At 54.3% G+C, this 25,120-nt stretch carries 23 protein-coding genes and 1 other RNA gene; 18 read left to right on the top strand and 6 right to left on the bottom strand.

The window, feature by feature from the left end; translation table 11 throughout:
* Window positions 1-286: 286 nt before the first annotated feature.
* The 8 genes from tig to AAIR21_RS09950 all read left to right on the top strand — a co-directional run bounded on the left by tig (window position 287) and on the right by AAIR21_RS09950 (window position 10,002).
* On the top strand, window positions 287-1,585 hold the full coding sequence (gene tig / locus AAIR21_RS09915) for a trigger factor (RefSeq protein WP_183516600.1): 1,299 nt from the start codon (window positions 287-289) through the stop codon (window positions 1,583-1,585).
* Between the two features lie 260 nt (window positions 1,586-1,845).
* Window positions 1,846-2,469, top strand: a complete 624-nt coding sequence (gene clpP, locus AAIR21_RS09920) for an ATP-dependent Clp endopeptidase proteolytic subunit ClpP (RefSeq protein ID WP_020885210.1) — start codon at window positions 1,846-1,848, stop codon at window positions 2,467-2,469.
* Window positions 2,470-2,595: 126 nt separating this feature from the next.
* Window positions 2,596-3,870 (top strand): ATP-dependent protease ATP-binding subunit ClpX, encoded by a 1,275-nt coding sequence (gene clpX, locus AAIR21_RS09925; protein WP_020885209.1) that lies wholly within the window; start codon window positions 2,596-2,598, stop codon window positions 3,868-3,870.
* Between the two features lie 183 nt (window positions 3,871-4,053).
* Complete coding sequence (gene lon / locus AAIR21_RS09930) at window positions 4,054-6,408, top strand: endopeptidase La (RefSeq protein WP_014168872.1); 2,355 nt, start codon at window positions 4,054-4,056, stop codon at window positions 6,406-6,408.
* A gap of 210 nt (window positions 6,409-6,618) precedes the next feature.
* Entirely contained in the window at window positions 6,619-6,891 is a 273-nt protein-coding gene (gene hupB, locus AAIR21_RS09935; RefSeq protein ID WP_002444653.1) for a nucleoid-associated protein HU-beta, read from the top strand.
* Between the two features lie 212 nt (window positions 6,892-7,103).
* Entirely contained in the window at window positions 7,104-8,975 is a 1,872-nt protein-coding gene (ppiD, locus tag AAIR21_RS09940; protein ID WP_020885208.1) for a peptidylprolyl isomerase, read from the top strand.
* 148 nt (window positions 8,976-9,123) lie between these two features.
* A complete protein-coding gene (locus AAIR21_RS09945; protein WP_020885207.1) occupies window positions 9,124-9,504 on the top strand; it encodes a helix-hairpin-helix domain-containing protein in 381 nt (126 codons plus the stop codon).
* 99 nt (window positions 9,505-9,603) lie between these two features.
* Complete coding sequence (locus tag AAIR21_RS09950) at window positions 9,604-10,002, top strand: YbgC/FadM family acyl-CoA thioesterase (RefSeq protein WP_014168875.1); 399 nt, start codon at window positions 9,604-9,606, stop codon at window positions 10,000-10,002.
* Window positions 10,003-10,062: 60 nt separating this feature from the next.
* Here the strand turns inward: AAIR21_RS09950 and queC are convergent, their stop codons facing one another.
* Window positions 10,063-10,758, bottom strand: a complete 696-nt coding sequence (gene queC / locus AAIR21_RS09955) for a 7-cyano-7-deazaguanine synthase QueC (RefSeq protein WP_014168876.1) — start codon at window positions 10,756-10,758, stop codon at window positions 10,063-10,065.
* Between the two features lie 66 nt (window positions 10,759-10,824).
* Window positions 10,825-12,525, bottom strand: coding sequence for an SgrR family transcriptional regulator (locus AAIR21_RS09960; RefSeq protein ID WP_183516599.1), 1,701 nt, complete (start codon window positions 12,523-12,525; stop codon window positions 10,825-10,827).
* Between the two features lie 101 nt (window positions 12,526-12,626).
* Between AAIR21_RS09960 and cof the strand changes: the two genes are divergently transcribed.
* Window positions 12,627-13,445 carry an HMP-PP phosphatase gene (gene cof, locus AAIR21_RS09965; protein WP_014168878.1) on the top strand — a complete coding sequence of 273 codons (819 nt, stop codon included), beginning with the start codon at window positions 12,627-12,629 and terminating at the stop codon, window positions 13,443-13,445.
* Between the two features lie 41 nt (window positions 13,446-13,486).
* On the opposite strand, the gene AAIR21_RS09970 is transcribed toward cof, so the two are convergent.
* Complete coding sequence (locus AAIR21_RS09970) at window positions 13,487-14,533, bottom strand: PLP-dependent cysteine synthase family protein (RefSeq protein ID WP_020885205.1); 1,047 nt, start codon at window positions 14,531-14,533, stop codon at window positions 13,487-13,489.
* Window positions 14,534-14,648: 115 nt separating this feature from the next.
* Between AAIR21_RS09970 and AAIR21_RS09975 the strand changes: the two genes are divergently transcribed.
* From AAIR21_RS09975 to amtB, 5 genes are all read left to right on the top strand, one after another.
* Window positions 14,649-15,107, top strand: a complete 459-nt coding sequence (locus AAIR21_RS09975; protein WP_020885204.1) for an Lrp/AsnC family transcriptional regulator — start codon at window positions 14,649-14,651, stop codon at window positions 15,105-15,107.
* Between the two features lie 50 nt (window positions 15,108-15,157).
* On the top strand, window positions 15,158-16,930 hold the full coding sequence (locus AAIR21_RS09980) for a SmdA family multidrug ABC transporter permease/ATP-binding protein (RefSeq protein ID WP_020885203.1): 1,773 nt from the start codon (window positions 15,158-15,160) through the stop codon (window positions 16,928-16,930).
* A complete protein-coding gene (locus tag AAIR21_RS09985; protein ID WP_020885202.1) occupies window positions 16,923-18,704 on the top strand; it encodes a SmdB family multidrug efflux ABC transporter permease/ATP-binding protein in 1,782 nt (593 codons plus the stop codon). The genes AAIR21_RS09980 and AAIR21_RS09985 overlap by 8 nt, the downstream gene beginning before the upstream one ends.
* Before the next feature lie 222 nt (window positions 18,705-18,926).
* Window positions 18,927-19,265 carry a P-II family nitrogen regulator gene (glnK, locus tag AAIR21_RS09990; RefSeq protein ID WP_008503304.1) on the top strand — a complete coding sequence of 113 codons (339 nt, stop codon included), beginning with the start codon at window positions 18,927-18,929 and terminating at the stop codon, window positions 19,263-19,265.
* A 35-nt stretch (window positions 19,266-19,300) separates the two neighbouring features.
* Complete coding sequence (gene amtB / locus AAIR21_RS09995; RefSeq protein ID WP_020885201.1) at window positions 19,301-20,587, top strand: ammonium transporter AmtB; 1,287 nt, start codon at window positions 19,301-19,303, stop codon at window positions 20,585-20,587.
* Window positions 20,588-20,662: 75 nt separating this feature from the next.
* Here amtB and tesB read toward each other — a convergent pair whose 3' ends face one another.
* Window positions 20,663-21,523 (bottom strand): acyl-CoA thioesterase II, encoded by an 861-nt coding sequence (tesB, locus tag AAIR21_RS10000; RefSeq protein ID WP_020885200.1) that lies wholly within the window; start codon window positions 21,521-21,523, stop codon window positions 20,663-20,665.
* A gap of 203 nt (window positions 21,524-21,726) precedes the next feature.
* On the opposite strand from tesB, the gene AAIR21_RS10005 reads away from it, so the two are divergent.
* Window positions 21,727-22,254 carry a YbaY family lipoprotein gene (locus tag AAIR21_RS10005; RefSeq protein WP_014168885.1) on the top strand — a complete coding sequence of 176 codons (528 nt, stop codon included), beginning with the start codon at window positions 21,727-21,729 and terminating at the stop codon, window positions 22,252-22,254.
* A gap of 30 nt (window positions 22,255-22,284) precedes the next feature.
* Here the strand turns inward: AAIR21_RS10005 and AAIR21_RS10010 are convergent, their stop codons facing one another.
* Window positions 22,285-22,596, bottom strand: coding sequence for an MGMT family protein (locus tag AAIR21_RS10010; RefSeq protein WP_025204849.1), 312 nt, complete (start codon window positions 22,594-22,596; stop codon window positions 22,285-22,287).
* Between the two features lie 170 nt (window positions 22,597-22,766).
* Between AAIR21_RS10010 and ffs the strand changes: the two genes are divergently transcribed.
* From ffs to AAIR21_RS10025, 3 genes are all read left to right on the top strand, one after another.
* Window positions 22,767-22,863: signal recognition particle sRNA small type (ffs, locus tag AAIR21_RS10015), an RNA gene on the top strand.
* Between the two features lie 268 nt (window positions 22,864-23,131).
* Window positions 23,132-23,383: a hypothetical protein gene (locus AAIR21_RS10020; protein WP_020885198.1), complete on the top strand. Its 252-nt coding sequence runs from the start codon at window positions 23,132-23,134 to the stop codon at window positions 23,381-23,383.
* The gene (locus tag AAIR21_RS10025) at window positions 23,380-23,595 is read left to right on the top strand and encodes a hypothetical protein (protein ID WP_014168888.1); all 216 of its coding nucleotides are present in this window, start codon (window positions 23,380-23,382) and stop codon (window positions 23,593-23,595) included. Before AAIR21_RS10020 ends, AAIR21_RS10025 begins: the two co-directional genes overlap by 4 nt.
* A gap of 80 nt (window positions 23,596-23,675) precedes the next feature.
* On the opposite strand, the gene AAIR21_RS10030 is transcribed toward AAIR21_RS10025, so the two are convergent.
* Window positions 23,676-25,097, bottom strand: a complete 1,422-nt coding sequence (locus AAIR21_RS10030; protein ID WP_183516598.1) for a PLP-dependent aminotransferase family protein — start codon at window positions 25,095-25,097, stop codon at window positions 23,676-23,678.
* Window positions 25,098-25,120: the final 23 nt, after the last annotated feature.

Below are 25,120 nucleotides of genomic sequence, written 5' to 3' on the forward strand. Positions count from 1 at the left end.
ACAGATTTCCTCAAAACGGCCTCCGGGCCGTTTTGTTTTGTCTGAGTTTTGAGCGGATGGTGCGTTTTTAAGGCTAAAAATAGCCTTAAAGTGTGAAAAAAGCCGCAGCAACATGCCCCAACCGTTCTCGACTCACCTAAGTGATGCCGCTATAATGCCGCGTCTTAATGAATGTCTTCGGGATGATTCTGGCGACAGGGAATGTGAATCTGCACTAAGAGAGCATCCCGGTATAACAGACAGATTCAGAGTTGACCGAGCACTGTGATTTTTTTGAGGTAACAAGATGCAAGTTTCAGTTGAAACCACTCAAGGCCTTGGCCGCCGTGTAACGATTACTATCGCTGCTGACAGCATCGAAACTGCTGTGAAAAGCGAGCTGGTCAACGTAGCAAAAAAAGTACGTATTGACGGCTTCCGTAAGGGCAAAGTACCGATGAATGTTGTTGCTCAGCGTTATGGCGCTTCCGTGCGTCAGGATGTGCTGGGTGAACTGATGAGCCGCAACTTTATTGATGCGATCATCAAAGAAAAAATTAATCCGGCCGGTGCGCCGAATTACGTTCCAGGCGAATACAAACAGGGTGAAGACTTCACCTACTCCGTAGAGTTCGAAGTGTACCCGGAAGTTGAGCTGAAAGGTCTGGAATCTATCGAAGTTGAAAAACCTGTTGTTTCCGTGACTGACGAAGACGTTGACGGCATGCTGGACACTCTGCGTAAGCAGCAGGCGAACTGGAAAGAGAAAGAAGGTGCTGTTGACGTGGAAGACCGTGTGACCATCGACTTCACCGGTTCTGTAGACGGCGAAGAGTTCGAAGGCGGTAAAGCGTCTGACTTCGTACTGGCAATGGGCCAGGGTCGTATGATCCCAGGCTTCGAAGACGGTATCAAAGGTCACAAAGCGGGCGAAGAGTTCACCATCGACGTGACCTTCCCGGAAGAGTACCACGCTGAAAACCTGAAAGGTAAAGCAGCGAAGTTCGTTATCAACCTGAAGAAAGTTGAAGAGCGCGAACTGCCTGAACTGACTGAAGAATTCATCAAGCGTTTCGGCGTGGAAGATGGTTCTGTAGCCGGTCTGCGTACCGAAGTGCGTAAAAACATGGAACGTGAGCTGAACGGCGCTGTACGTAACCGTGTGAAATCTCAGGCGATTGACGGTCTGGTAAAAGCGAACGAAATCGACGTTCCGGCTGCCCTGATTGATAGCGAAATCGACGTTCTGCGCCGTCAGGCTGCACAGCGTTTCGGTGGCAACCAGCAGCAAGCGATGGAACTGCCACGCGAGCTGTTCGAAGAGCAAGCTAAACGCCGCGTTGTTGTTGGCCTGCTGCTGGGCGAAGTGATTCGTACCCACGAGCTGAAAGCTGACGAAGAGCGTGTGAAAGGCCTGATCGAAGAGATGGCTTCTGCATACGAAGATCCATCAGAAGTGATCGAGTTCTACGGTAAGAACAAAGAGCTGATGGACAACATGCGCAATGTTGCCCTGGAAGAGCAGGCTGTTGAAGCGGTACTGGCGAAAGCGAAAGTGACCGAAAAAGCGACCTCTTTCAACGAACTGATGAACCAGCAGGCGTAATTTCGCCCCCAGGGTTTAAAGTTTGAACAAAAAACCCGTTGCCTTCCGGCGACGGGTTTTTTTTATCACGGCTTTACCCCAGGAAGAGTGCTAAAACGCCCTTTCAGTGTTAGCGTAACAACAAAAGGTTGTTATGCTTGAAATAGGGCAGTATGAACCCCATAAGTGTGTAATCACGATGATTGAGACTGGCTGATAATCCGTCCGTAAGGTTACAATCAGTACAGCAGGTGTTTTCAATTTTGATCCAGGAGACGGAAATGTCATACAGTGGCGAACGAGATAACTTTGCACCCCATATGGCTCTGGTGCCAATGGTTATTGAACAGACCTCACGTGGTGAGCGTTCTTTTGATATCTATTCCCGTCTGCTCAAGGAGCGCGTTATCTTTTTGACCGGCCAGGTGGAAGACCACATGGCTAACCTGATCGTGGCGCAGATGCTGTTTCTGGAAGCGGAAAACCCGGAAAAAGACATTTACCTGTACATTAACTCCCCGGGCGGCGTGATCACGGCAGGTATGTCCATTTATGACACCATGCAATTCATCAAGCCAGATGTCAGCACTATCTGTATGGGTCAGGCTGCATCTATGGGTGCGTTCCTGTTAACCGCAGGGGCTAAAGGTAAGCGTTTCTGCCTGCCAAATTCCCGCGTGATGATTCACCAGCCGCTGGGGGGTTATCAGGGGCAGGCGACGGATATTGAAATCCACGCCCGCGAAATTCTGAAAGTAAAAGCGCGCATGAATGAACTTATGGCGCAGCATACGGGTCAATCTCTTGAGCAGATCGAGCGCGATACCGAGCGCGATCGTTTCCTCTCTGCCTCTGAGGCTGTTGAGTACGGCTTAGTCGACTCCGTTTTGACCCATCGTAATTGATGCCCGTGACGCGAGTGTGCCGCTATACTCAGGTAGGGCGGCATGTTGCTAAAAGCAGCTTGCGTCTGAAAATGGCATTTGCGTCGTCATGTGCGGCACAAAGAACTTAAAAAGAGGTTTGGACTCATGACAGATAAACGCAAAGATGGTTCGGGCAAACTGCTGTACTGCTCTTTTTGCGGCAAAAGCCAGCATGAAGTGCGTAAACTGATTGCCGGGCCGTCCGTGTATATCTGCGACGAATGTGTTGACTTATGTAACGACATTATTCGCGAAGAGATTAAAGAAGTAGCACCTCACCGCGAGCGCAGCGCGCTGCCAACGCCGCATGAAATTCGTCATCATCTTGACGACTATGTCATCGGTCAGGAGCAGGCGAAAAAAGTGCTCGCCGTGGCGGTATACAACCACTACAAACGCCTGCGTAACGGTGATACCAGCAATGGCGTAGAACTGGGTAAAAGTAATATTCTGCTGATCGGCCCAACCGGTTCCGGTAAAACGCTGCTGGCTGAAACGCTGGCGCGTCTGCTGGATGTTCCGTTCACAATGGCCGATGCCACCACCCTGACCGAAGCCGGTTATGTGGGTGAGGACGTAGAAAACATCATCCAGAAACTGCTGCAGAAATGCGATTACGATGTACAGAAAGCGCAGCGCGGGATTGTTTACATCGATGAGATCGACAAGATCTCCCGTAAATCTGACAACCCGTCCATTACCCGTGACGTATCGGGTGAGGGCGTGCAGCAGGCATTGCTGAAGCTGATCGAAGGTACGGTTGCAGCCGTTCCACCGCAGGGTGGCCGTAAACATCCTCAGCAGGAGTTCCTGCAGGTTGATACGTCCAAGATCCTGTTCATCTGTGGTGGTGCGTTTGCCGGTCTGGATAAAGTGATCTCTCACCGTGTTGAAACCGGCTCCGGCATTGGTTTTGGCGCGACGGTGAAAGCCTCGTCCGAAAAGCCGAACGAAGGCGAGCTGCTGTCACAGGTTGAGCCAGAAGACTTGATCAAGTTTGGTCTGATTCCTGAGTTCATTGGCCGTCTGCCTGTTGTGGCAACGCTGAACGAACTGAGTGAAGACGCGCTGATCCAGATCCTGAAAGAGCCGAAAAATGCGCTGACCAAGCAGTATCAGGCGCTGTTCAATCTGGAAGGCGTTGAGCTGGAATTCCGTGACGAAGCGCTGGACGCGATTGCCAAGAAAGCGATGATCCGTAAAACCGGTGCGCGTGGCCTGCGTTCTATCGTGGAAGCGGCGCTGCTTGATACCATGTACGATCTGCCGTCGATGGAAGATGTTGAGAAAGTGGTGATTGATGAGTCGGTCATTAGCGGCCAGACCAAGCCATTGCTGATTTATGGCAAGCCGGAAGCGCAACAGGCATCTGGCGAATAATTCGCCAAATCATACAAGCAGTTAATCAAAAAGGGGGGATTTTATCTCCCCTTTTATTTTTCCGTATACGCGGCGTTGAATGTGTGGGAAACATCCCCATATACTGGATACATGTTAATGGTTATGTGAAGCACAGTGACATGACCAGTTTACCTGGCGGACACTAAACTAAGAGAGAGCTCTATGAATCCTGAGCGTTCTGAACGCATTGAAATCCCCGTATTGCCGTTGCGCGATGTGGTGGTTTATCCGCACATGGTCATACCCTTATTTGTAGGGCGGGAAAAATCTATCCGTTGCCTCGAAGCCGCCATGGATCATGATAAAAAAATCATGCTGGTGGCGCAGAAAGAAGCATCAACGGATGAGCCGGGTGTAAACGATCTTTTCACCGTCGGGACCGTGGCCTCTATTTTGCAGATGCTGAAGCTGCCTGACGGCACCGTTAAGGTGCTGGTAGAAGGCTTGCAGCGTGCGCGTATTACCACCCTGTCTGACGATGGCGAGCATTTCTCTGCCAAGGCAGAGTACCTTGAATCACCTCAGTTGGATGAGCGCGAGCAGGAAGTGCTGGTGCGCACCGCGATTAGCCAGTTCGAAGGCTATATCAAGCTGAACAAGAAAATCCCACCAGAAGTGCTGACGTCGCTGAACAGCATCGACGATCCTGCGCGTCTGGCGGACACCATCGCTGCACACATGCCGCTGAAGCTGGCTGACAAACAGTCCGTTCTGGAGATGTCCGACGTTAACGAACGTCTGGAATATCTGATGGCGATGATGGAGTCTGAAATCGATCTGCTGCAGGTTGAGAAGCGTATTCGTAACCGCGTTAAAAAGCAGATGGAGAAATCTCAGCGTGAGTACTATCTGAATGAGCAAATGAAAGCCATTCAGAAAGAGCTCGGCGAGATGGATGACGCGCCGGACGAAAACGAAGCGCTGAAGCGTAAGATCGACGCGGCGAAAATGCCGAAAGAGGCCAAAGAGAAAGCCGAAGCAGAACTGCAGAAGCTGAAAATGATGTCTCCAATGTCGGCTGAAGCGACCGTCGTGCGTGGCTATATCGAATGGATGGTTCAGGTTCCCTGGAATGCCCGCAGCAAGGTCAAAAAAGACCTGCGTCAGGCGCAGGAGATCCTGGATACCGACCACTACGGCCTTGAGCGCGTGAAAGACCGCATTCTTGAGTACCTCGCAGTCCAGAGCCGTGTGAACAAAATCAAAGGCCCGATTCTGTGCCTGGTGGGACCACCGGGGGTAGGGAAAACCTCTCTGGGTCAGTCCATCGCCAAAGCGACCGGACGTAAGTATATCCGTATGGCGCTGGGTGGCGTACGCGATGAAGCGGAGATCCGCGGTCACCGTCGTACCTACATCGGTTCTATGCCGGGTAAACTGATCCAGAAGATGGCGAAAGTGGGCGTTAAAAACCCGCTGTTCCTGCTCGATGAGATCGACAAAATGTCTTCGGACATGCGTGGCGATCCGGCGTCAGCTTTGCTGGAAGTTCTTGATCCAGAACAGAACGTGGCGTTCAGCGATCACTATCTCGAAGTGGATTACGACCTGAGCGATGTCATGTTTGTCGCGACCTCGAACTCCATGAACATTCCGGCGCCGCTGCTGGACCGTATGGAAGTGATTCGTCTCTCCGGTTATACCGAAGACGAAAAACTGAACATTGCGAAACGGCACCTGCTGCCGAAGCAGATTGAGCGTAATGCGCTGAAAGCTAACGAGCTGACCGTTGAGGACAGCGCGATTATTGGCATCATCCGCTACTACACCCGTGAAGCGGGCGTGCGTAGCCTTGAGCGCGAAATCTCTAAACTGTGCCGTAAGGCGGTTAAACAGTTGCTGCTGGATAAGAGCCTGAAACACATCGTGATCAATGGCGACAACCTGCATGCCTATCTGGGCGTTCAGCGCTTTGACTATGGTCGCGCGGACAATGAAAACCGCGTGGGCCAGGTCACCGGTCTGGCATGGACGGAAGTGGGTGGCGATCTGCTGACCATTGAAACCGCCTGTGTCCCGGGTAAAGGCAAGCTGACCTACACCGGCTCTCTGGGTGAAGTGATGCAGGAGTCGATTCAGGCCGCGCTGACCGTGGTACGCGCACGTGCGGAGAAATTGGGCATTAACCCTGATTTCTACGAGAAACGCGATATCCACGTGCACGTGCCTGAAGGGGCAACGCCGAAAGATGGCCCAAGCGCAGGTATCGCCATGTGTACCGCACTGGTTTCCTGCCTTACCGGCAACCCGGTGCGTGCCGATGTGGCAATGACCGGTGAGATCACGTTGCGTGGCCAGGTGCTGCCAATCGGTGGGTTAAAAGAAAAACTGCTGGCGGCACACCGTGGTGGGATCAAAACCGTATTGATCCCTTACGAAAATAAACGCGACCTGGAAGAGATTCCGGACAACGTGATTGCCGATCTGCAGATTCATCCTGTGAAGCGAATTGAGGAAGTTCTGACTCTCGCCCTGCAGAATGAACCTTCCGGAATGCAGGTTGTAACCGCAAAATAGTGACCTCGCGCAAAGAGCGTCAATAAAAGTAAGGCTGGTAAGTCATTTCGCACTTGCCAGCCTTTTTTTGTATAGCTAATTTAGATTGCTGATTAGGCCAGCCATCAACAACGGGTGTTGTAAGGTCATGGCAGGCCTGATATAACTGCTGCGCGGTCGCGTTGTGAAGGATTCAGGCGCGATATAAATTATAAAGAGAGGAAGAGAACAGTGAATAAATCTCAACTGATTGACAAAATTGCTGCTGGTGCTGATATTTCTAAAGCTGCAGCTGGACGTGCGTTAGATGCATTAATTGCTTCTGTTACTGAATCTCTGCAGGCTGGGGACGACGTTGCACTGGTAGGCTTCGGTACTTTTGCTGTTAAAGAGCGTGCTGCCCGTACTGGCCGCAACCCTCAGACCGGTAAAGAGATCACCATTGCTGCCGCTAAAGTGCCGGGTTTCCGTGCAGGTAAAGCGCTGAAAGACGCAGTAAACTGATTGCTTTCCCATCTCAGGGAAGCCGAATAGTACAAGGGCGCATCATTTGATGTGCCTTTTTTGTTTGTCCAGGCCTGATTTGTGCGAGTTTATGCGAGTTGTGGGCTGACAATCGCACCGTTTTCTTGTCACAATACGCCTTTACGCGCGACGGGCAGGATTTTCCGTTAGCGTCAGGTAACCAGTCACCTACAGCGGAGTGTTGTTACACCATGATGGACAGCTTACGCACGGCTGCTAACAGTCTCGTGCTCAAGATTATTTTCGGTATCATTATCGTGTCGTTCATATTGACCGGCGTGAGCAGTTACCTTATCGGCGGTGGCGCGAACTATGCCGCAAAAGTGAATGGCCAGGAGATCAGCCGCGGTCAGTTCGAGAATGCTTTTGCCGGTGAACGTAACCGTATGCAGCAACAGCTGGGCGACCAATTCTCTGAACTCGCGGCAAACGAAGGGTATATGAAATCCCTGCGCCAACAGACCCTGAACCGTCTGATCGACGAAGCGCTGCTGGATCAATACGCGAAAAAACTGGGCCTGGGCATCAGCGATGAGCAGGTTAAAAAAGCCATCTTATCGACTCAGGCTTTCCAGTCTAACGGCAAATTCGACAATGCGCGTTACAACGGCATCATTAATCAGATGGGCATGACTGCCGATCAATACGCTCAGGCTCTGCGTAATCAACTGACAACCCAACAGCTCATCAATGCCGTCGTTGGCACTGATTTCATGCTCAAAGGTGAGACGGAAGAGCTGGCAGCCCTTGTTGCACAGCAGCGCGTGGTACGTGAAGCGACCATCGATGTGAATGCTCTGGCGGCGAAGCAGCAGGTTAGCGACGCGGACATTAACGCCTACTACGAGCAGAACAAGAGTAACTTCGTTGCTCCAGAACAGTTCCGTGTGAGCTACATCAAGCTGGATGCTGCCGCGCTGCAGGAAACAGCCTCTGATGCGGAAATTCAGTCTTATTACGATCAGCATCAGGATCAGTTCACTCAGCCGCAGCGTAACCGCTACAGCGTGATCCAGACCAAAACTGAGGCAGATGCCAAAGCCGTGCTGGATGAGCTGAATAAGGGCGCTGATTTCGCCTCCCTCGCGAAAGCAAAATCCACCGATATTATCTCTGCTAAAAACGGTGGTGATATGGGCTGGCTGGAAGAGAGCACCACTCCTGACGAACTGAAAAATGCCGGTCTGAAAGACAAAGGCCAGCTTTCGGGTGTCATTAAATCTTCCGTTGGTTTCCTGGTGGCGCGTCTGGATGATATCGAGGCCGCGAAAACCAAGCCGCTGGCTGACGTTCGCGATGATATCGCAGCGAAAGTGAAGCAGGAAAAAGCGCTGGATGCATACTACGCGCTGCAACAGAAAGTCAGTGATGCTGCCAGCAACGACAACGAATCTCTGGCTGGTGCTGAGCAGGCTGCAGGGGTGAAAGCGGTTGAGACCGGCTGGTTCGGTCGTAACAACCTGCCGGAAGAGCTGAATTTCAAACCGGTTGCTGATGCCATCTTCAACGGTGGTCTGGTTGGCGAGAACGGCACGCCGGGCAGCAACTCTGACATCATTACCGTCGACGGCGATCGTGCGTTTGTTCTTCGCGTCAGCGAGCACAAACCAGAAGCGATTAAACCGCTGGCAGAAGTGAAAGATCAGGTGGTTGCTCAGGTTAAGCACAACAAAGCGGAACAGCAGGCAAAACTGGATGCTGAGAAGATACTGGTTGACCTGAAAGCGGGTAAACAGGATGCGCTGAAAGCGGCAGGTCTGAGCTTCGGTGAGCCAAAAACGCTGAGCCGTACCGGTCAGGATCCTGTCAGTCAGGCAGCGTTCGGTCTGAGCCTGCCTGCGAAGGATAAACCAAGCTTCGGTACCACTACCGATATGCAGGGTAACGTCGTTCTGCTCGCACTGGACGACGTGAAAGCAGGCACGATGCCTGAAGAGCAGAAGAAAGCGATGGTGCAGGGTATTACCCAGAACAATGCCCAGATTGCTTTCGAAGCGATGATGAGCAACCTGCGCACAGAAGCCAAAATCAAGCTCGGTGACGTGATGACTCAGCAGCAATAATTACGTATTTGCTCGCATATTTTCGTAACGCTCTGCAATAACTAAAGGCCGCTTTCGCGGCCTTTTCCATTTCTGCAATCTGCCGTTTGTGCCGGGTTATAGCGCTGGATATTGTGGCCTGGCTGTCAACAAACAAGGAGATAACAGCATGAAATGTGGAATCAAGGCTCTGTTCATTACTCTGGTGATTGCCACCACCGGGATGAGCGCAGGTGCGCTGGCGACGACACCTGCGGCGAAAACACCGGCGGTGCAAACCAGGCCTGACGCAGCGGCACCCGCAGCTGGCCAGACGAAAGCCACGGATGCCGGAAAAAGCGTGGATGATGACGGTACGCGAGTCAGTATCAATTCGGCATCGGCAGAGGATCTCGCCCGGGTAATGAATGGCGTAGGGCTAAAAAAAGCGCAGGCGATAGTCAGCTATCGCGAAGAGTACGGTCCTTTCAAAACGGTTGACGATCTTAAGCAAGTGCCCGGTATGGGCGGAGCGCTGGTTGAGCGCAACCTCTCACACCTGACGTTGTAATCACATAATTACTTGCACGGCGGCAAAATTTTGCCAGGATAAAGAGGTCATACCAGTCATGACCTCTTATCCTATAACAACAGTAAAGGCTATTGCGCTATGCAGACAAAAATCAAAGTACGCGGGTACCACATCGATGTTTACCAGCACGTCAACAACGCCCGTTATCTTGAGTTTCTTGAAGAAGCGCGCTGGGACGGTCTGGAAAGCAGCGAAAGCTTTCAGTGGATGACCGCGCACAACATCGCGTTCGTGGTCGTCAACATCAATATCAACTACCGTCGCCCGGCCGTGCTGGGTGATGTGCTGACCATCACCAGCCAGCTTCAACAGTTAAACGGCAAGAGCGGCGTGTTAACCCAGGCGGTGACGCTGGATCCTGAAGGCCAGGCCGTTGCCGACGCGCTGATCACCTTTGTCTGTATCGATCTGAAAACCCAGAAAGCGTTGCCGCTGGAAGGGGAGTTGCGGGAAAAACTGCAGTTGATGATCGTCTAGACGCGTTGTGTTCATGACCCGTGCTGTCGATATTCTGTTCGCCAGCACGGTCAAAGAGGCTTATTTGAGCCCGGTTTTTTTCTTCATCGCCGACATCACGCCCGCTTTATCGGCCAGATAGTGATTCAGTCCGTTTGCGCGTAGATTACAGGCCGCACACTGGCCACAGCCATCACCTTTAATGCCGTTGTAGCAGGTAAGGGTTTCGCTGCGAACCATGTCCAGTTTGCCCCAGTAGTCTGCCAGTGCCCAGGTTTCCGCTTTATCAAGCCACATCAGTGGCGTTTCAAAGCGCGTCTCTTTTGCCATCCCCAGATTCACGGCGTGGTTGAGAGCCTTCACGAACTCGTCACGGCAGTCAGGGTACCCGGAGAAGTCGGTTTCACACACGCCCGTGATCACCGCTTCGGCTTTCACCTGGTAGGCGTAGATCGCCGTCAGCGTCAGGAAGAGAATGTTGCGGCCTGGCACAAAGGTGTTCGGAATGCCGCTGGCATCAGGTTCATAGTCAGGAACGGGAATACTGTCGCGGGTGAGGCTACTGACGGCCAGTTCATTTAACAGCGTAACGTCCAGCACCTTATGCGCGCGCGCGCCCAGTTTCAGCGCCAGTTCACGGGCGACGTCGATTTCAGCGCGATGTCGCTGACCATAATCGAAAGTGACACAGTGAACTTCATCGTACTGATGAAGCGCCTGAACCAGGCAGGTAGTGGAATCTTGTCCTCCGCTGAACACGACGACGGCACGTTTCATAAATCATCTCGACAGTTACGGTAAAAACATCATGTTACCGTCTGACTACGGCGACGACCAGCTTCTTCACGATTTGGGGGCCGGGAGCCAGGCTTCGGTGAAATCGAACCAGCCGCGGGTGTTAAGCCGTATGCCATTGACTCCCGGGGGCGCGCTGATTTGGTACTGATAGTTAAACAACGGCGTCAGCACCGCGCTCTCCATGAGTTGGGTGAAAATAGCTTTCAGCCCGCGATGCCGGGCATGCGCGTCAGCCTGAGTCTGAACGGCATCCAGCGTCGCCTGCAGATGGGCATATTGCGGCGCGCTCAGCAGATGCGGCCATAGCGCATCGCAGCGAAGCCACTGCTCAAGGGTGTATTCCGGTGCTTCGCCAATCAGCCTGTCTCCCATCATGAGGTCCGCGTCGGCAAGATGCTGACATCCGTCCCACGTTTTGGCATTGTGAAAGATGACCGTTAACGCGCAGCCCTGGCGGGAAAGATACGCTTTTAGCTGACTCGCCATGGTATGTAACTCGACGGGCAGATGGTAAATCAGGGTCAGCGTCTCAGGCAAAGGGACATCCGTGAGATCCGGCCACTCAGGAATACGCCAGCCCGGCAGCAACTCCTGCGTTGGGGTGATAAGCCCCTTATCCAGAGGAAGAGTATGCAGAAGCGTTGAGAGGTGAATGATGTTGATAAGGCGTCTTGCCTGCATTTCGCTAAGACGCGGGCTGCGCTTCAGCGTGAGGTAGCAAAACCCCAGGCTGATGCTGTTACTCACCAGCCGCAAACGGGTCAGTTCGTCAGGCTCTCCGATGGCGATTTGTACCGGATGCCGGCAGCTGGTTCCAAGCCCCTGATCAAATAGCTGAGGGGTGATCCAGAACTCGATGGCCTTCAGTAGCGGGTGGCTAAGGTGATACTGCTCATGGCTTTCCAGACGAACCAGGTCCGGCTTATACGCGGTGAGCCTGAAAGGTCCGCTGCCTGTCATCGGTTGTGCCGGGTGCGCCACACGGCTGCAATAGGTTGCCAGCCGATGCGCCAGCCAGTAGTCGGGCTTGTGTAAAATAAACGTCAGACACTGCGGATGGGTAACTTCAATGCGCAGCACGCTCTGAAAAAGCCTGTGCATGGCCGGGAGCGTCAACATCGCATTCAGACTCTCCTGTAACTGGACCGTTTCGACTTTATCACCGTTATGCCAGTGAAGCGTGGAGCGAATATAAAAATGCCAGCGCAGCCCGTCCTCCGACACGTCCCAGTGATGGGCAAGATCGCCCGTCGGTTCGCTGCTGTTACCGTGAAAACGCGTCAGCCCGGAAAAAACCTGTCCTGCCAGATGCTGTTCCGCCCGACCGGGTAAAAAGCCGGGATGCAGTGGATCCAGCGAGCGGTAATAGGGAATGCGCAGCGTCGGCGTATCGTTTTGCCACTGGCCGCCTAAAAACGGATGAAGCAGTGACCGCAGCTCCTCCGGTGCCAACTGGGCCAGCTCAAGCGCGTTATGCTGCTGCCCACTCTTCAGTGCCTCTTCCATCATCGCATTGCGCAGTGACTCCGGGGTGACGTGGAAAGTCAGCTCCCCACGCTTACCGCGGCCAGACTGCGCTCGCCAGCTAAGCCAGCCCGCCTCCTGCGCCTGACGCAGTAACGTACGGACATGCCGTTCGCTGCAAAAACAGCGGGCGGCCAGCTCGCTGATGGTGGCCTGCTGCGTCGCGCCAGCGGAAGGCTGCCACAAACGGTGGTACTGGTTGAGTCGGTTAAGCTGGCGCATGAGAAACCCTGAACAATAATTATCATCTATTCACTATTACTTCCGTATATCTCACGCAATACTGATGCACAAGTTAACCGCATCACATTTCAGGAGTAATCATGGCTCGTCTCGCTGCGTTTGATATGGACGGTACGTTGTTAATGCCGGATCACCGTCTGGGTGAGAAAACCCTGAGTACCCTGAAGCGCCTGCACGAACGTGATGTCACCCTGACGTTTGCCACCGGCCGTCATGTGCTGGAGATGCGCCATTTGCTGGGGGCGTTTTCCCTGGATGCTTTTCTTATTACCGGCAATGGGACGCGCATTCACTCTGTCGAAGGCGATGTTCTCCACCGTCAGGATCTCAACCCGGAAGTGGCAGATATCGTATTGCACAGCACCTGGGACACCCGGGCCAGCGTTCATGTCTTTAACGATAACGGCTGGTTTACCGGGCATGACATTCCGGCATTGCTGCACGCCCATGTCTACAGTGGTTTCCGCTATCAGCTTATCGATCTGCGCCGTATTCCGGCTCACGCGGTGACGAAGATCTGTTTCTGCGGCGATCATGACGATCTTTGTCGCTTACGCATTCAGCTGAATGACGCGTTAGGCGACCGGGCGCACCTGACCTTTTCAGCGGTGGACTGTCTCGAGGTTTTGCCGGTTGGGTGTAATAAAGGATCGGCGCTGGCGGTACTGAGCGATCACCTGGGCTTAACGATGCAGGAATGTATGGCGTTTGGCGACGCCATGAACGACCGCGAAATGCTGGGCAGCGTTGGTCGCGGTCTGATCATGGGAAATGCGATGCCGCAGTTGAAGGCAGAGCTTCCCCATCTACCGGTTATCGGGCACTGCGGTAACGAAGCAGTGTCTCATTTTTTGACGCATTGGCTGGACAACAACAACCTCCCATATTCCCCCGAATAGTGAGACCCTTCCAGCAAGCCAGACCCCGGTCTGGCTTTTTTTTATTTCACCAGCTGCGTAATCTGCGCTTTCCACGGCTCAATATCGCCGATGTTTGCCTGAACCCACTGCGCATTGTAATAGGTCTCAAGATAGCGCTCGCCGCTGTCGCAGAGCAGGGTGACGATAGAGCCGGTGCGCCCCTCTTCACGCATGCGAGCCGCAAGCTGCAGGGCTCCCCACATGTTGGTGCCGGTAGATGCACCGACTTTACGACCAATTTGTGTCTCCAGCCAGTGCGCGGTTGCCACGCTGGCGGCATCCGGCACGCGGAGCATTTCATCCACTACGTCCGGAATGAATGAAGGCTCCACGCGCGGGCGGCCAATACCTTCAATCTTACTGCCCACCGGGCTGCGCAGATCCGCATTGCGGCTTTGCCAGTAGTCCAGGAACACCGAGTTCTGCGGATCCACCACCATCAGCTGCGTATTATAGCCCTGACAGCGGATGTAACGTCCCAGGGTGGCTGAGGTGCCGCCAGTACCGGCGCTCATCACGATGTACGACGGAACAGGGTGAGGTTCGTGGGTCATCTGGCGGAAAATACTGTCGGCAATGTTGTTATTGCCGCGCCAGTCTGTGGCTCGCTCCGCAAAGGTGAACTGGTCCATATAGTGGCCATTCAGCTCACGGGCCAGCATTTCAGACGCGGCGTAAATTTCGCAGGCGCTTTCCACAAAGTGGCAGCGTCCACCGTAAAATTCGATCTGCTCAATTTTTCGTTTCGCGGTGCAGGAGGGCATCACGGCGATAAACGGCAGGCCCAGCAGGCGGGCAAAGTAGGCTTCGGATACGGCGGTTGAACCGGAGGAGGATTCAATAATCGTGGTTCCCTTCTTAATCCAGCCGTTACACAAACCGTATAAAAAGAGCGAACGCGCCAGGCGATGCTTCAGGCTACCGGTGGGATGGGTGCTTTCATCTTTCAGGTACAGCTGGATGCCAGCAAAACCCGGCAGAGCCAGGCGAATGAGATGGGTGTCCGCCGAGCGCTGATAGTCGGCATTGATTTCGCTGATGGCATGTTTAACCCAGGCGCTATTCATCGTATTTATCCGTTTGTCATTTTGTGCCCAGCATAGCGAAAAGCACAGAAAAAATTGTTGCTATATGGCCTTTAAAATAGAATGAAGGGAGAAAATTTTTCTCTGTGAGGTGGGTATGCTAGATAAAATAGACCGTAAGCTGCTTTCTTTACTGCAAAGTGACTGTACCCTCTCTTTGCAGGCACTGGCAGATGCCGTTAATCTGACCACCACGCCGTGCTGGAAGCGCCTCAAGAAGCTTGAAGATGACGGCATCCTTCTGGGGCGAGTCGCGCTTTTAGATCCCGAAAAACTGGGGCTTGGGTTGACGGCATTTGTCCTGATAAAAACCCAACATCACAGCAGCGAGTGGTACAGCCGCTTCGTAACACAGGTCTCCGAGATGCCGGAGGTGCTCGGTTTCTGGCGCATGGCGGGAGAGTATGACTATCTGATGCGCGTCCAGGTGGCAGACATGAAGCGTTATGATGATTTTTACAAGCGGCTGGTGAACAGCGTACCGGGCTTGTCGGACGTCACCTCGAGCTTCGCCATGGAACAGATTAAATACACCACAGCACTACCCATTGATTAATTGAATAACTTCCCGGCGTAGCCGGATCCATACCTTCAGGAACAAACCGCGTGCGATTATTTGCCCAATTAAGCTGGTACTTTCGTCGGGAGTGGCAACGCTACCTCGGCGCTGTGGCCCTGCTTATTATCATTGCCATCCTGCAGTTAATTCCACCGAAAGTGGTGGGATACGTTGTGGATGGCGTTACAGAACAGCATTACACCACCGCACGGGTGTTGATGTGGGTCGGCACGCTGGTGCTGACGGCCATCATTGTCTATCTGCTGCGCTACGTCTGGCGGGTACTGCTGTTTGGCGCGTCCTATCAGCTGGCCGTCGAACTGCGTGAAGATTTTTATCGTCAGCTGAGCCGCCAGCATCCCGAGTTCTACCTGCGCCATCGCACCGGGGATCTTATCGCTCGCGCCACCAATGACGTTGACCGCGTCGTGTTTGCCGCCGGGGAAGGGGTGTTAACGCTGGTGGACTCTCTGGTGATGGGCTGTGCGGTTCTGATTGTGATGTCCACCCAGATAAGCTGGCAGCTCACGCTGCTGGCGTTGCTACCTATGCCGCTGATGGCGCTGGCGATCAACCGCTATGGCGAACAGCTTCATGAGCGCTTCAAGCTGGCGCAGGCGGCGTTTTCCTCGCTGAATGACCGTACGCAGGAGAGCATGACCAGCATCCGCATGATCAAAGCGTTTGGCCTGGAAGATCGACAATCCGCGCTGTTTGCAGCCGATGCCGCCGACACGGGGGCGAAGAACATGCGCGTTGCGCGTATCGATGCGCGGTTTGACCCGACAATCTATGTCGCGATTGGCATGGCAAACCTGCTGGCCATTGGTGGCGGGAGCTGGATGGTGGTGCAGGGCTCGCTAACCCTCGGGCAATTGACCAGCTTTGCCATGTACCTGGGGCTGATGATATGGCCGATGCTGGCACTGGCCTGGATGTTTAACATCGTAGAGCGCGGCAGCGCCGCCTACAGCCGTATTCGCGCGATGCTGGCCGAAGCGCCAGTGGTGAATGACGGTAGCGAATCGGTACCGGACGGGCGCGGCGTGATGAATGTCGACGTCCGTAAGTTTGTGTATCCGCAAACGGAACATACGGTACTGGAGAACGTCAGCTTTACGCTCAAACCGGGTCAGATGCTCGGTATCTGCGGTCCGACAGGCGCCGGGAAAAGTACCGTACTCTCCCTGCTTCAACGTCATTTTGACGTCACGCAGGGCGATATTCGCTTCCATGATATTCCGTTGACGAACCTGCTACTCGATGACTGGCGCGGTCGTCTGGCGGTGGTCAGCCAGACGCCGTTTCTCTTTTCTGACACCGTGGCGAATAACATTGCCCTCGGACGCCCGGCGGCAACTCAGGAAGAGATTGAGCACGTCGCGCGCCTGGCCAGCGTCCATGACGATATTCTGCGTCTGCCACAGGGCTATGAAACGGAAGTGGGTGAGCGTGGCGTTATGCTTTCCGGCGGGCAAAAACAGCGTCTCTCGATTGCCCGCGCGCTGCTGCTGAATGCCGAAATCCTGATCCTTGATGATGCGCTCTCTGCCGTCGATGGCCGCACCGAGCACCAGATCCTGCATAACCTGCGACAGTGGGGGGATGGAAGGACGGTGATCATCAGTGCACACCGGTTGTCGGCGCTGACGGAAGCCAATGAAATTCTGGTATTACAGCACGGGCACATTGCCCAGCGCGGACAGCATGAACAGCTTGCGGAGCAACCGGGCTGGTATCGCGATATGTATCGTTATCAGCAGCTTGAAGCGGCGCTGGACGACGCCCCGGAACAGGATGAGGAGAACGCTAATGCGTAAGACCGTGACGCAGTGGCCGACGCTAAAACGCCTGCTGGCCTATGGTTCTCCGTGGCGAAAACCGCTTTCGCTTGCCGTACTGTTGCTGTGGATTGCCGCGATTGCAGAAGTGAGCGGTCCGCTGCTTATCAGCTACTTTATCGACAATATGGTGGCAAAAAGCTATTTGCCGCTGGGGCTTGTCGCGGGGTTAGGTGTGGCCTACGTTGGGCTACAGCTGACGGCGGCGTCACTGCATTACGCCCAGTCTCTGCTCTTTAACCGGGCGGCCGTGGGCGTGGTGCAGAAGCTACGTACGGATGTGATGGATGCGGCGCTACGCCAGCCGTTGAGCGAGTTTGATACCCAGCCGGTTGGGCAGGTGATATCCCGGGTGACCAACGATACCGAGGTGATCCGCGATCTGTATGTCACCGTCGTGGCAACCGTGCTGCGCAGCGCGGCGCTGATTGGCGCCATGCTGGTGGCGATGTTCAGCCTCAACTGGCGTATGGCTCTGGTGGCGATCACCATCTTCCCGGCCGTATTGATTGTAATGGTCATCTATCAACGCTACAGCACGCCGATTGTGCGTCGGGTGCGGGCCTATCTGGCCGATATCAACGATGGCTTCAACGAAGTGATCAACGGCATGAGCGTCATTCAGCAGTTCCGCCAGCAGGCTCGCTTTGGTGAACGCATGGGGGAAGCCAGCCGGTCGCACTATATGGCGCGTATGCAAACGCTGCGACTGGACGGTTTCCTGCTGCGTCCGCTGCTGAGCCTCTTCTCGGCGCTGGTTCTCTGTGGCCTGCTGATGCTTTTCGGGATGAGCGCGAACGGAACAATTGAAGTTGGGGTTCTGTACGCTTTTATCAGCTATCTGGGACGCCTTAATGAACCGTTGATAGAACTCACCACCCAGCAGTCTATGTTGCAACAGGCCGTGGTGGCGGGGGAGCGCGTGTTCGAACTGATGGACCGGCCACGTCAGACCTACGGCGATGATGAGCGTCCTTTGCAAAGCGGAGAGATTACGTTTGATAAGGTCTCGTTTGCTTACCGTGAAGACCGTCTGGTGTTGCAGGACATCTCTCTTGATGTGCCGTCGCGCGGCTTTGTGGCGCTGGTGGGGCACACCGGCAGCGGCAAAAGTACCCTCGCCAGCCTGTTGATGGGCTATTACCCGGTCAGTCAGGGTGAAATCCGCATTGATGGTCGTCCGCTCGCATCACTGAGCCACAATGTGTTGCGCAAAGGCGTTGCAATGGTGCAGCAAGACCCGGTAGTCATGGCCGATACCTTTTACGCCAACGTCACCCTGGGGCGAGATTATACCCAGCAACAGGTGTGGGATGTGCTGGAGACCGTGCAGCTGGCAGAACTGGCGCGCGGTTTTAGCGATGGGATCAATACCCGGCTTGGTGAGCAGGGGAATAACCTCTCGGTGGGACAAAAGCAGCTTCTGGCCCTGGCGCGGGTGCTGATTGAAACGCCGCAGGTGCTGATACTCGACGAAGCGACCGCCAGCATTGACTCTGGTACTGAGCAGGCTATCCAGCTGGCGCTGGCCGCGGTGCGTGACCACACGACGCTGGTGGTTATCGCACACCGTCTTTCAACGATTGTCGACGCAGACACCATCCTGGTGTTGCATCGCGGTCAGGCCGTCGAACGCGGTACGCACCGGGAGCTGCTCGAAGCAAAAGGGCGCTACTGGCAGATGTATCAGCTGCAGCTGGCCGGTGAAGAGCTGGCCGCCAGCGTGCGTGAGGACGAGTCCCTCAGCGCCTGATGCACCAAAACAAGGCAGCGCGCTAACAGTCATTACTGTTGGTGCAAAACTGAAACGCACCGTGCACTGTCATGGTGCGTTTTTTTTCACCGGTTCGTTAAACATGCTCGTGTAATGCTCATTGCAGCGCGTTTCCCTCAGGTTTTCATTTCTGGCACACCCCTTGCAATGTCTTCTGCGTATTAGCGGCGGCCATTACCGAATTCTGACTGGAGGGGATCTATGAAGCTGGTTACGGTTGTAATCAAACCATTCAAACTCGAAGACGTGCGTGAAGCATTGTCTTCCATGGGTATTCAGGGACTGACTGTCACCGAAGTGAAAGGCTTTGGTCGTCAGAAGGGTCATGCCGAGCTTTACCGCGGGGCAGAATACAGCGTTAACTTCCTGCCAAAAGTAAAAATTGATGTCGCGATTGCTGATGACCAGCTTGATGAAGTTATTGATGTCATTAGCAAAGCGGCCTACACCGGCAAAATTGGCGACGGCAAAATTTTCGTTGCCGAATTGCAGCGCGTCATTCGCATCCGTACCGGCGAATCTGACGAAGCGGCACTGTAAGTAACTCCTGGCACACAGTGATAGGGATCGAGAAAATGAAGATAGCAACAATCAAAACGGGTCTGGGTTCGCTGGCACTGCTGCCGGGCCTGGCACTGGCTGCCCCTGCGGTGGCAGACAAAGCCGATAACGCCTTTATGATGATCAGCACCGCGCTGGTGCTGTTCATGTCCATTCCGGGCATTGCGCTGTTCTACGGCGGCCTGATCCGTGGCAAAAACGTTCTCTCCATGCTGACGCAGGTTGCCGTCACGTTCGCGCTGGTTTGCGTGTTGTGGGTTGTCTACGGTTACTCTCTGGCCTTCGGCACGGGCAATGCGTTCTTCGGAAACTTTGACTGGGTCATGCTGAAAAACATCGAACTGACCGCGCTGATGGGCAGTTTCTATCAATATATTCACGTTGCCTTCCAGGGCTCGTTCGCCTGTATCACCGTCGGGCTGATCGTCGGTGCGCTGGCTGAGCGTATTCGCTTCTCCGCCGTACTGATCTTCGTGGTGGTCTGGCTGACGCTCTCCTATGTGCCGATTGCACACATGGTCTGGGGTGGCGGTCTGCTGGCGAGCCATGGCGCGCTGGACTTCGCAGGCGGTACCGTTGTACACATCAACGCCGCGGTGGCGGGCCTGGTAGGGGCATACCTGATTGGCAAACGCGTGGGCTTCGGTAAAGAGGCGTTCAAACCGCACAACCTGCCGATGGTCTTTACCGGTACAGCGATCCTTTACTTTGGCTGGTTCGGCTTCAACGCCGGTTCAGCAAGCGCAGCAAACGAAATCGCCGCGCTGGCCTTCGTGAACACGGTTGTGGCCACGGCGGGTGCGATCCTCTCATGGGTGTTTGGTGAGTGGGCGGTACGCGGTAAGCCTTCACTGCTGGGTGCCTGTTCAGGTGCAATTGCCGGTCTGGTTGGTATCACGCCAGCTTGTGGCTATGTCGGTGTTGGCGGCGCGCTGCTTGTCGGGCTGGTCGCCGGTCTGGCGGGTCTGTGGGGTGTGACGGCGCTGAAACGTGTTCTGCGCGTCGATGACCCGTGCGATGTCTTCGGTGTACACGGCGTCTGCGGCATCGTCGGTTGTATCATGACCGGTATCTTCGCGGCGAAATCGCTGGGTGGCGTGGGTTACGCAGAAGGCGTCACCATGGTTCACCAGGTGCTGGTGCAGCTGGAAAGTATTGCCATCACCGTCGTGTGGTCTGCCGTTGTGGCCTTCATCGGCTATAAGCTGGCGGATATGACCGTCGGTCTGCGTGTTCCGGAAGAGCAGGAACGCGAAGGTCTGGACGTCAACAGCCACGGCGAGAATGCGTACAACGCCTGATAAGCAAAACGGCAACCCAGGGTTGCCGTTTTCGTTTTGTTCCCTTTCCCGTCGGGAGAGGGCCGCAGTACAACATCACCCGCGGTTACGCATTACCCCTTCCTGCACCGTCGACGCGACCAGCACGCCATCCTGAGTGTAAAACTCACCGCGCACAAAGCCGCGCGCGCTTGACGCCGAAGTACTCTCCACGCTGTAGAGCAGCCACTCGTTCATGTCGAACGGACGATGGAACCACATGGAGTGATCGATGGTGGCCACCTGCATCCCTTTTTCAAGGAAGCCCACGCCGTGCGGCTGCAGCGCCACCGGCAGGAAGTTGAAATCTGAGGCATAACCCAGCAGATACTGATGAACGCGGAAATCCGCGGGCACGGTGCCGTTAGCGCGGATCCAGACCTGGCGCTTTGGCTCGGCCGTGTGGCCTTTCATCGGGTTATGGAATTCGACAGGGCGGATCTCAAGCGGTTTATCGCAGAGAAACTTCTCCTTTACCTGCGGTGGAAGCAGATGCGCCAGCGCACGAGCGATATCGGTCTCGGATTTGAGATCGTCTGGCGACGGTGCGGGTGGCATCGTTTTCTGATGCTCATAACCCGGTTCCGGCGCCTGGAACGAGGCGGTCATGTAAAAGATAGGCTTGCCATTCTGAACCGCCGCGACACGACGCGCGCTAAAGCTGTTACCATCCCGCAATACCTCAACGTCATACACGATGGGTTTCGCGCTATCACCAGGGCGTAAGAAGTAGCTGTGAAATGAGTGCACCAGACGGTCTGCAGGGACGGTCTCCTTTGCTGCGTAGAGCGCTTGTCCTACGACTTGCCCGCCGAAGACCTGGCGTAAGCCGAGATCTTCGCTCTGTCCGCGAAAGAGTCCTTCCTCAATTTTTTCCAGATTCAGTAATGTCAGCAGATTGTTCAGTGCCTGACTCATAGTTGTCCTCAATAAACGCCGTAGCGAAAGATAGGCAGAGTATAACGCAGAAATGAAAGTGGTCCGATGGGTAGAATAATCTGAATATCTGGACGATTTTAGGCATAAATCAGTGATCTGTGCCAAACTTACCTGTGTTATGTGATTGAAACGACATCGGATGGGATCGATCCCGCTGGTGCATTGATGATAAGGAGACTTCAATGAAACTCGTGCCCATGCTAAGTGGTGTAGCAATTGCGGTGGCGTTGTCCGCCTGTGCAGGAAAGAGCGCCCAGGTGCCGGTGCCAGCAGCAGATCCAAACGGGATTAATACACTCTCACAGCAGTCCATTCAGCAGCCTAACGTTTCTGGGACTATCTGGATTAAACAGAAAGTCGCGTTACCGCCAGATGCGGTATTAACGGTAACTCTGTCTGATGCTTCCCTGGCAGACGCGCCGTCTAAAGTATTGGCCCAGCGTGCCGTACGTACGGAAGGTAAGCAGGCACCGTTTAGCTTCGTGTTGCCGTATAACCCATCAGACGTGCAGCCTAATGCCCGTATCCTCCTGAGCGCAGCAGTAACGATCAACGATAAACTGGTGTTTATCACCGATACGGTGCAGGAAGCGATTAACCATGGCGGGACAAAAGTTGACCTGAACCTGGTTCCGGTACAGCAAACCGAAGTGCCGGTTGCGCCACAGACTAACCAACCGTCTCTGCCAACCCCTCCGACCCAGATGTAACGCTTTAAACCCTCTCCTTCGGGAGAGGGTTTAATACACCCAGCGGTACTTTTGCAAATCAATCTGTCCTGACCCCGACACCTGCACCCCTTCTGACAGTAACGCCTGACGCTGGCGCTGCAGATCCGGCCCGGTCAACGAGATCGCCCCATGACGATTTACCACCCGATGCCAGGGCAGGGTACTTCCTTCCGGCAACCTTTTCAGTACGCCACCGACCTGCCGCGCCGCACGCGGAGAACCGGCCAGACGCGCTACGTCGCCATAGGTGGTGACATAACCTTCCGGCACAGAGGCCACAATTTGCCATACGCGTTGTGGAAAGGAGTCATGTTCGTCCATACGTCTACCTGTGGGGAATGTCTGGACAGTCATGTTAAACGAAGATAAACCCAATTGCTGCGCCAGTTTGCGCAAGAAACCAGCATCCAGTTGCGGGTCGCTTGCAATTGGCGGTAAGCACAGGGATAATGCGCCAGCGCGTTGGTTATCAACGCTCTCAATGGGGGCTCTGTTGGTTCTCCCGCAACGCTACTCTGTTCACCAGGTCAGGTCCGGAAGGAAGCAGCCAGGGCAGACGACGTGTGTGCCGGGATGTAGCTGGCAGGGCCCCCACCCATTTCTGCTCTCATCAACACTCTCCCTGTTTCTCCTCGCTTCGAATAGCCTTTAATCCACAACGTTATTAGGACTTTACTGACCGCATGTAATATATATTTTATTGCATTGAAATATTACTGTCATAAACCTGTAATAATAGACTGTCATTTTAATATCGGATGTCTTTTTTCTGTCATAACTTAAAAATATATATCTGGATAACATTGGTAAGTTCGTGTATTAAATAAAGTACTTATTCCGAAGGGAAGTGACAAACATGGCTACTGCGGTGTTAAACGTTAAGATTGATCAAGCGCTAAAAGAAAGACTTCGCCACTATGCTGAAGTTAATAACGAGAATTTAAGCGTGACGACAGAGAAACTGCTGCTGCTGGCATTCGAAGCGGTAGAAGAGGCGGGAGTATCGGAAGAGGATATTGATAACCAGCATACGGAAGAAGAGAGTGTTTCTCCATTTACTCCTAAAGAAATCAAGGCTCTACGTAAAATTCTTAAGAAGAGAAAATGAAACAACAACTGTCAACTGCCAGTGACTACAACGAGGCCTGCGATCTGTTGCGTTCAGGCTACGTGAAGCATGTACGTCTTGGCTGGAATGTAGGAAGTGATGAGTTCTTTCGTATTGCGTCTGACTGGTGTGATACCGGCGCAAAAATAAAGAAAGACGGTGAAAATTTCGTTATTTCACTGAAAGGTTTTCCTATTCCTCCTCAGCACTAAATCCTGAATGGTGAAAACTGCTGACTGTATCTGTGACAGTCAGCAGTTTTTATTTTATGATCCACTTCAAATTTTTTATATCAAACAAGACTTCTTTTTATTGATGGCACGTTTTTATTCAGGGCGAGCCACAAGGGTTTAATTCTCATTAACGCCTGTTCAAGCTCAGCCGGATCGAGTGAAAAGGGCATACGTAAATACCGATCAAACGCACCCGATAAACCAAACCGCGTGCCGGTCCCCAGGTTGATTCCCAGTATCTCTGCGCGTGCAGCAAGCTGTGTTGCCAGCATCCCCGGCAGTTCAATCCAGTAGGAAAGCCCGCCTTCCGCTTCATGGAATGTCCATTCAGGGAAGTGCTCGCGCAACAGCGCGCCGCATTGGTCTCGTCGTTCCGCCAGCATCTTCCGGCGAGCAGGCAAAAACGTTTCGCTGTTATTGATAAGCCACAGCGTCGCCAGCTGTTCGAGCATGGGCGATCCTAAATCCAGGGTATCCCGCGTCTGGGCAAGCGTAGCGATGGTGCGCGAGGAGGCACGGATCCAGCCAAGACGAAGGCCGCCCCAGAAACTTTTTCCGGCAGAGCCTAACGTTATCACGGTGGCCTGCGGGTTAAATGACGCCAGCGGCGGCGGCGGGGGCGAGTCAAACCACAGATCCACCATCGTTTCATCTACTACCAGCGTCGTGCGGGTTTGCGCGGCAATCTCGGTGATTGCCTGACGGGTGGGAATATCCATGCATCGCCCGGTCGGGTTATGAAAATCGGGCATCAGGTATGCGAGGCGCGGCGCTGTCTGGGCAAGCGTTGCGGCAAACCCATGGGTATCCCAGCCCGTTTCCGGCAGCGACACACCCACTGGACGGCACTGCGCTCCCTGAATGGCGGCGATCGCCAGCGGGTAAGTGGGATGATCGACCACGACGCGATCCCCCGGGCCGGTCATCATCCGCAGGACCAGCGCAAAACCGCTGACCGCGCCATTGACCACCATCACCTCGTCTGTCCGGGTCGGAAGCCCCCGCGCGGTATAGCGTGCGGCGATGGCTTCCCGCAGCGCCGGCAACCCAAGCTGATCGTAACCCGTAAGCGAGAGATGTTGCGTAATGGCCGTGAGCGCATGGGTATAGGCCTGGTGGATCTCAGGCCCGGCATTGAGCGCCGCGGTGGAGAGATCCAGCGCGGCACTGGCTGCTGAAAGGGTCGGCACGGCGCGTGTGTCGGGCAGGATCACGCGTGAACCGCTGCCGTGGCGGCTTTCAAGATAACCTTCCTCACGCAGATGGGCGAGCGCGCTGCTGATGGTGGTCCGGCTCACATCCAGCGCAGTGGCCAGCTCCCGCTCGCCGGGTAGACGGGTGTTAAGCGCCAGTCGGCCATCAAGAATTAACAGGCGTAACGCATCCGCCAGCTGACGCCAGAGCGGGGTCCGGGACGAGGTTTGTTGCCAGTGGCCTAACAGGCGTACCAATGACTGGCTTCCGAAGCGGCGAGATGACATGTGCAGTCCACTATTTGAAAACT

Origin of the sequence: Enterobacter sp. PTB, from assembly GCF_051130085.1 — a bacterium.
Taxonomy (GTDB): domain Bacteria; phylum Pseudomonadota; class Gammaproteobacteria; order Enterobacterales; family Enterobacteriaceae; genus Enterobacter; species Enterobacter ludwigii.

Coding starts and splice junctions, on each gene's coding strand:
- tig (WP_183516600.1), top strand. CDS start 287: ATGCAAGTTTCAGTTGAAACCACTCAAGGCCTTGGCCGCCGTGTAACG.
- clpP (WP_020885210.1), top strand. CDS start 1,846: ATGTCATACAGTGGCGAACGAGATAACTTTGCACCCCATATGGCTCTG.
- clpX (WP_020885209.1), top strand. CDS start 2,596: ATGACAGATAAACGCAAAGATGGTTCGGGCAAACTGCTGTACTGCTCT.
- lon (WP_014168872.1), top strand. CDS start 4,054: ATGAATCCTGAGCGTTCTGAACGCATTGAAATCCCCGTATTGCCGTTG.
- ppiD (WP_020885208.1), top strand. CDS start 7,104: ATGATGGACAGCTTACGCACGGCTGCTAACAGTCTCGTGCTCAAGATT.
- AAIR21_RS09945 (WP_020885207.1), top strand. CDS start 9,124: ATGAAATGTGGAATCAAGGCTCTGTTCATTACTCTGGTGATTGCCACC.
- AAIR21_RS09950 (WP_014168875.1), top strand. CDS start 9,604: ATGCAGACAAAAATCAAAGTACGCGGGTACCACATCGATGTTTACCAG.
- queC (WP_014168876.1), bottom strand. CDS start 10,758: ATGAAACGTGCCGTCGTCGTGTTCAGCGGAGGACAAGATTCCACTACC.
- AAIR21_RS09960 (WP_183516599.1), bottom strand. CDS start 12,525: ATGCGCCAGCTTAACCGACTCAACCAGTACCACCGTTTGTGGCAGCCT.
- cof (WP_014168878.1), top strand. CDS start 12,627: ATGGCTCGTCTCGCTGCGTTTGATATGGACGGTACGTTGTTAATGCCG.
- AAIR21_RS09970 (WP_020885205.1), bottom strand. CDS start 14,533: ATGAATAGCGCCTGGGTTAAACATGCCATCAGCGAAATCAATGCCGAC.
- AAIR21_RS09975 (WP_020885204.1), top strand. CDS start 14,649: ATGCTAGATAAAATAGACCGTAAGCTGCTTTCTTTACTGCAAAGTGAC.
- AAIR21_RS09985 (WP_020885202.1), top strand. CDS start 16,923: ATGCGTAAGACCGTGACGCAGTGGCCGACGCTAAAACGCCTGCTGGCC.
- glnK (WP_008503304.1), top strand. CDS start 18,927: ATGAAGCTGGTTACGGTTGTAATCAAACCATTCAAACTCGAAGACGTG.
- amtB (WP_020885201.1), top strand. CDS start 19,301: ATGAAGATAGCAACAATCAAAACGGGTCTGGGTTCGCTGGCACTGCTG.
- tesB (WP_020885200.1), bottom strand. CDS start 21,523: ATGAGTCAGGCACTGAACAATCTGCTGACATTACTGAATCTGGAAAAA.
- AAIR21_RS10005 (WP_014168885.1), top strand. CDS start 21,727: ATGAAACTCGTGCCCATGCTAAGTGGTGTAGCAATTGCGGTGGCGTTG.
- AAIR21_RS10010 (WP_025204849.1), bottom strand. CDS start 22,596: ATGGACGAACATGACTCCTTTCCACAACGCGTATGGCAAATTGTGGCC.
- AAIR21_RS10020 (WP_020885198.1), top strand. CDS start 23,132: ATGGCTACTGCGGTGTTAAACGTTAAGATTGATCAAGCGCTAAAAGAA.
- AAIR21_RS10025 (WP_014168888.1), top strand. CDS start 23,380: ATGAAACAACAACTGTCAACTGCCAGTGACTACAACGAGGCCTGCGAT.
- AAIR21_RS10030 (WP_183516598.1), bottom strand. CDS start 25,097: ATGTCATCTCGCCGCTTCGGAAGCCAGTCATTGGTACGCCTGTTAGGC.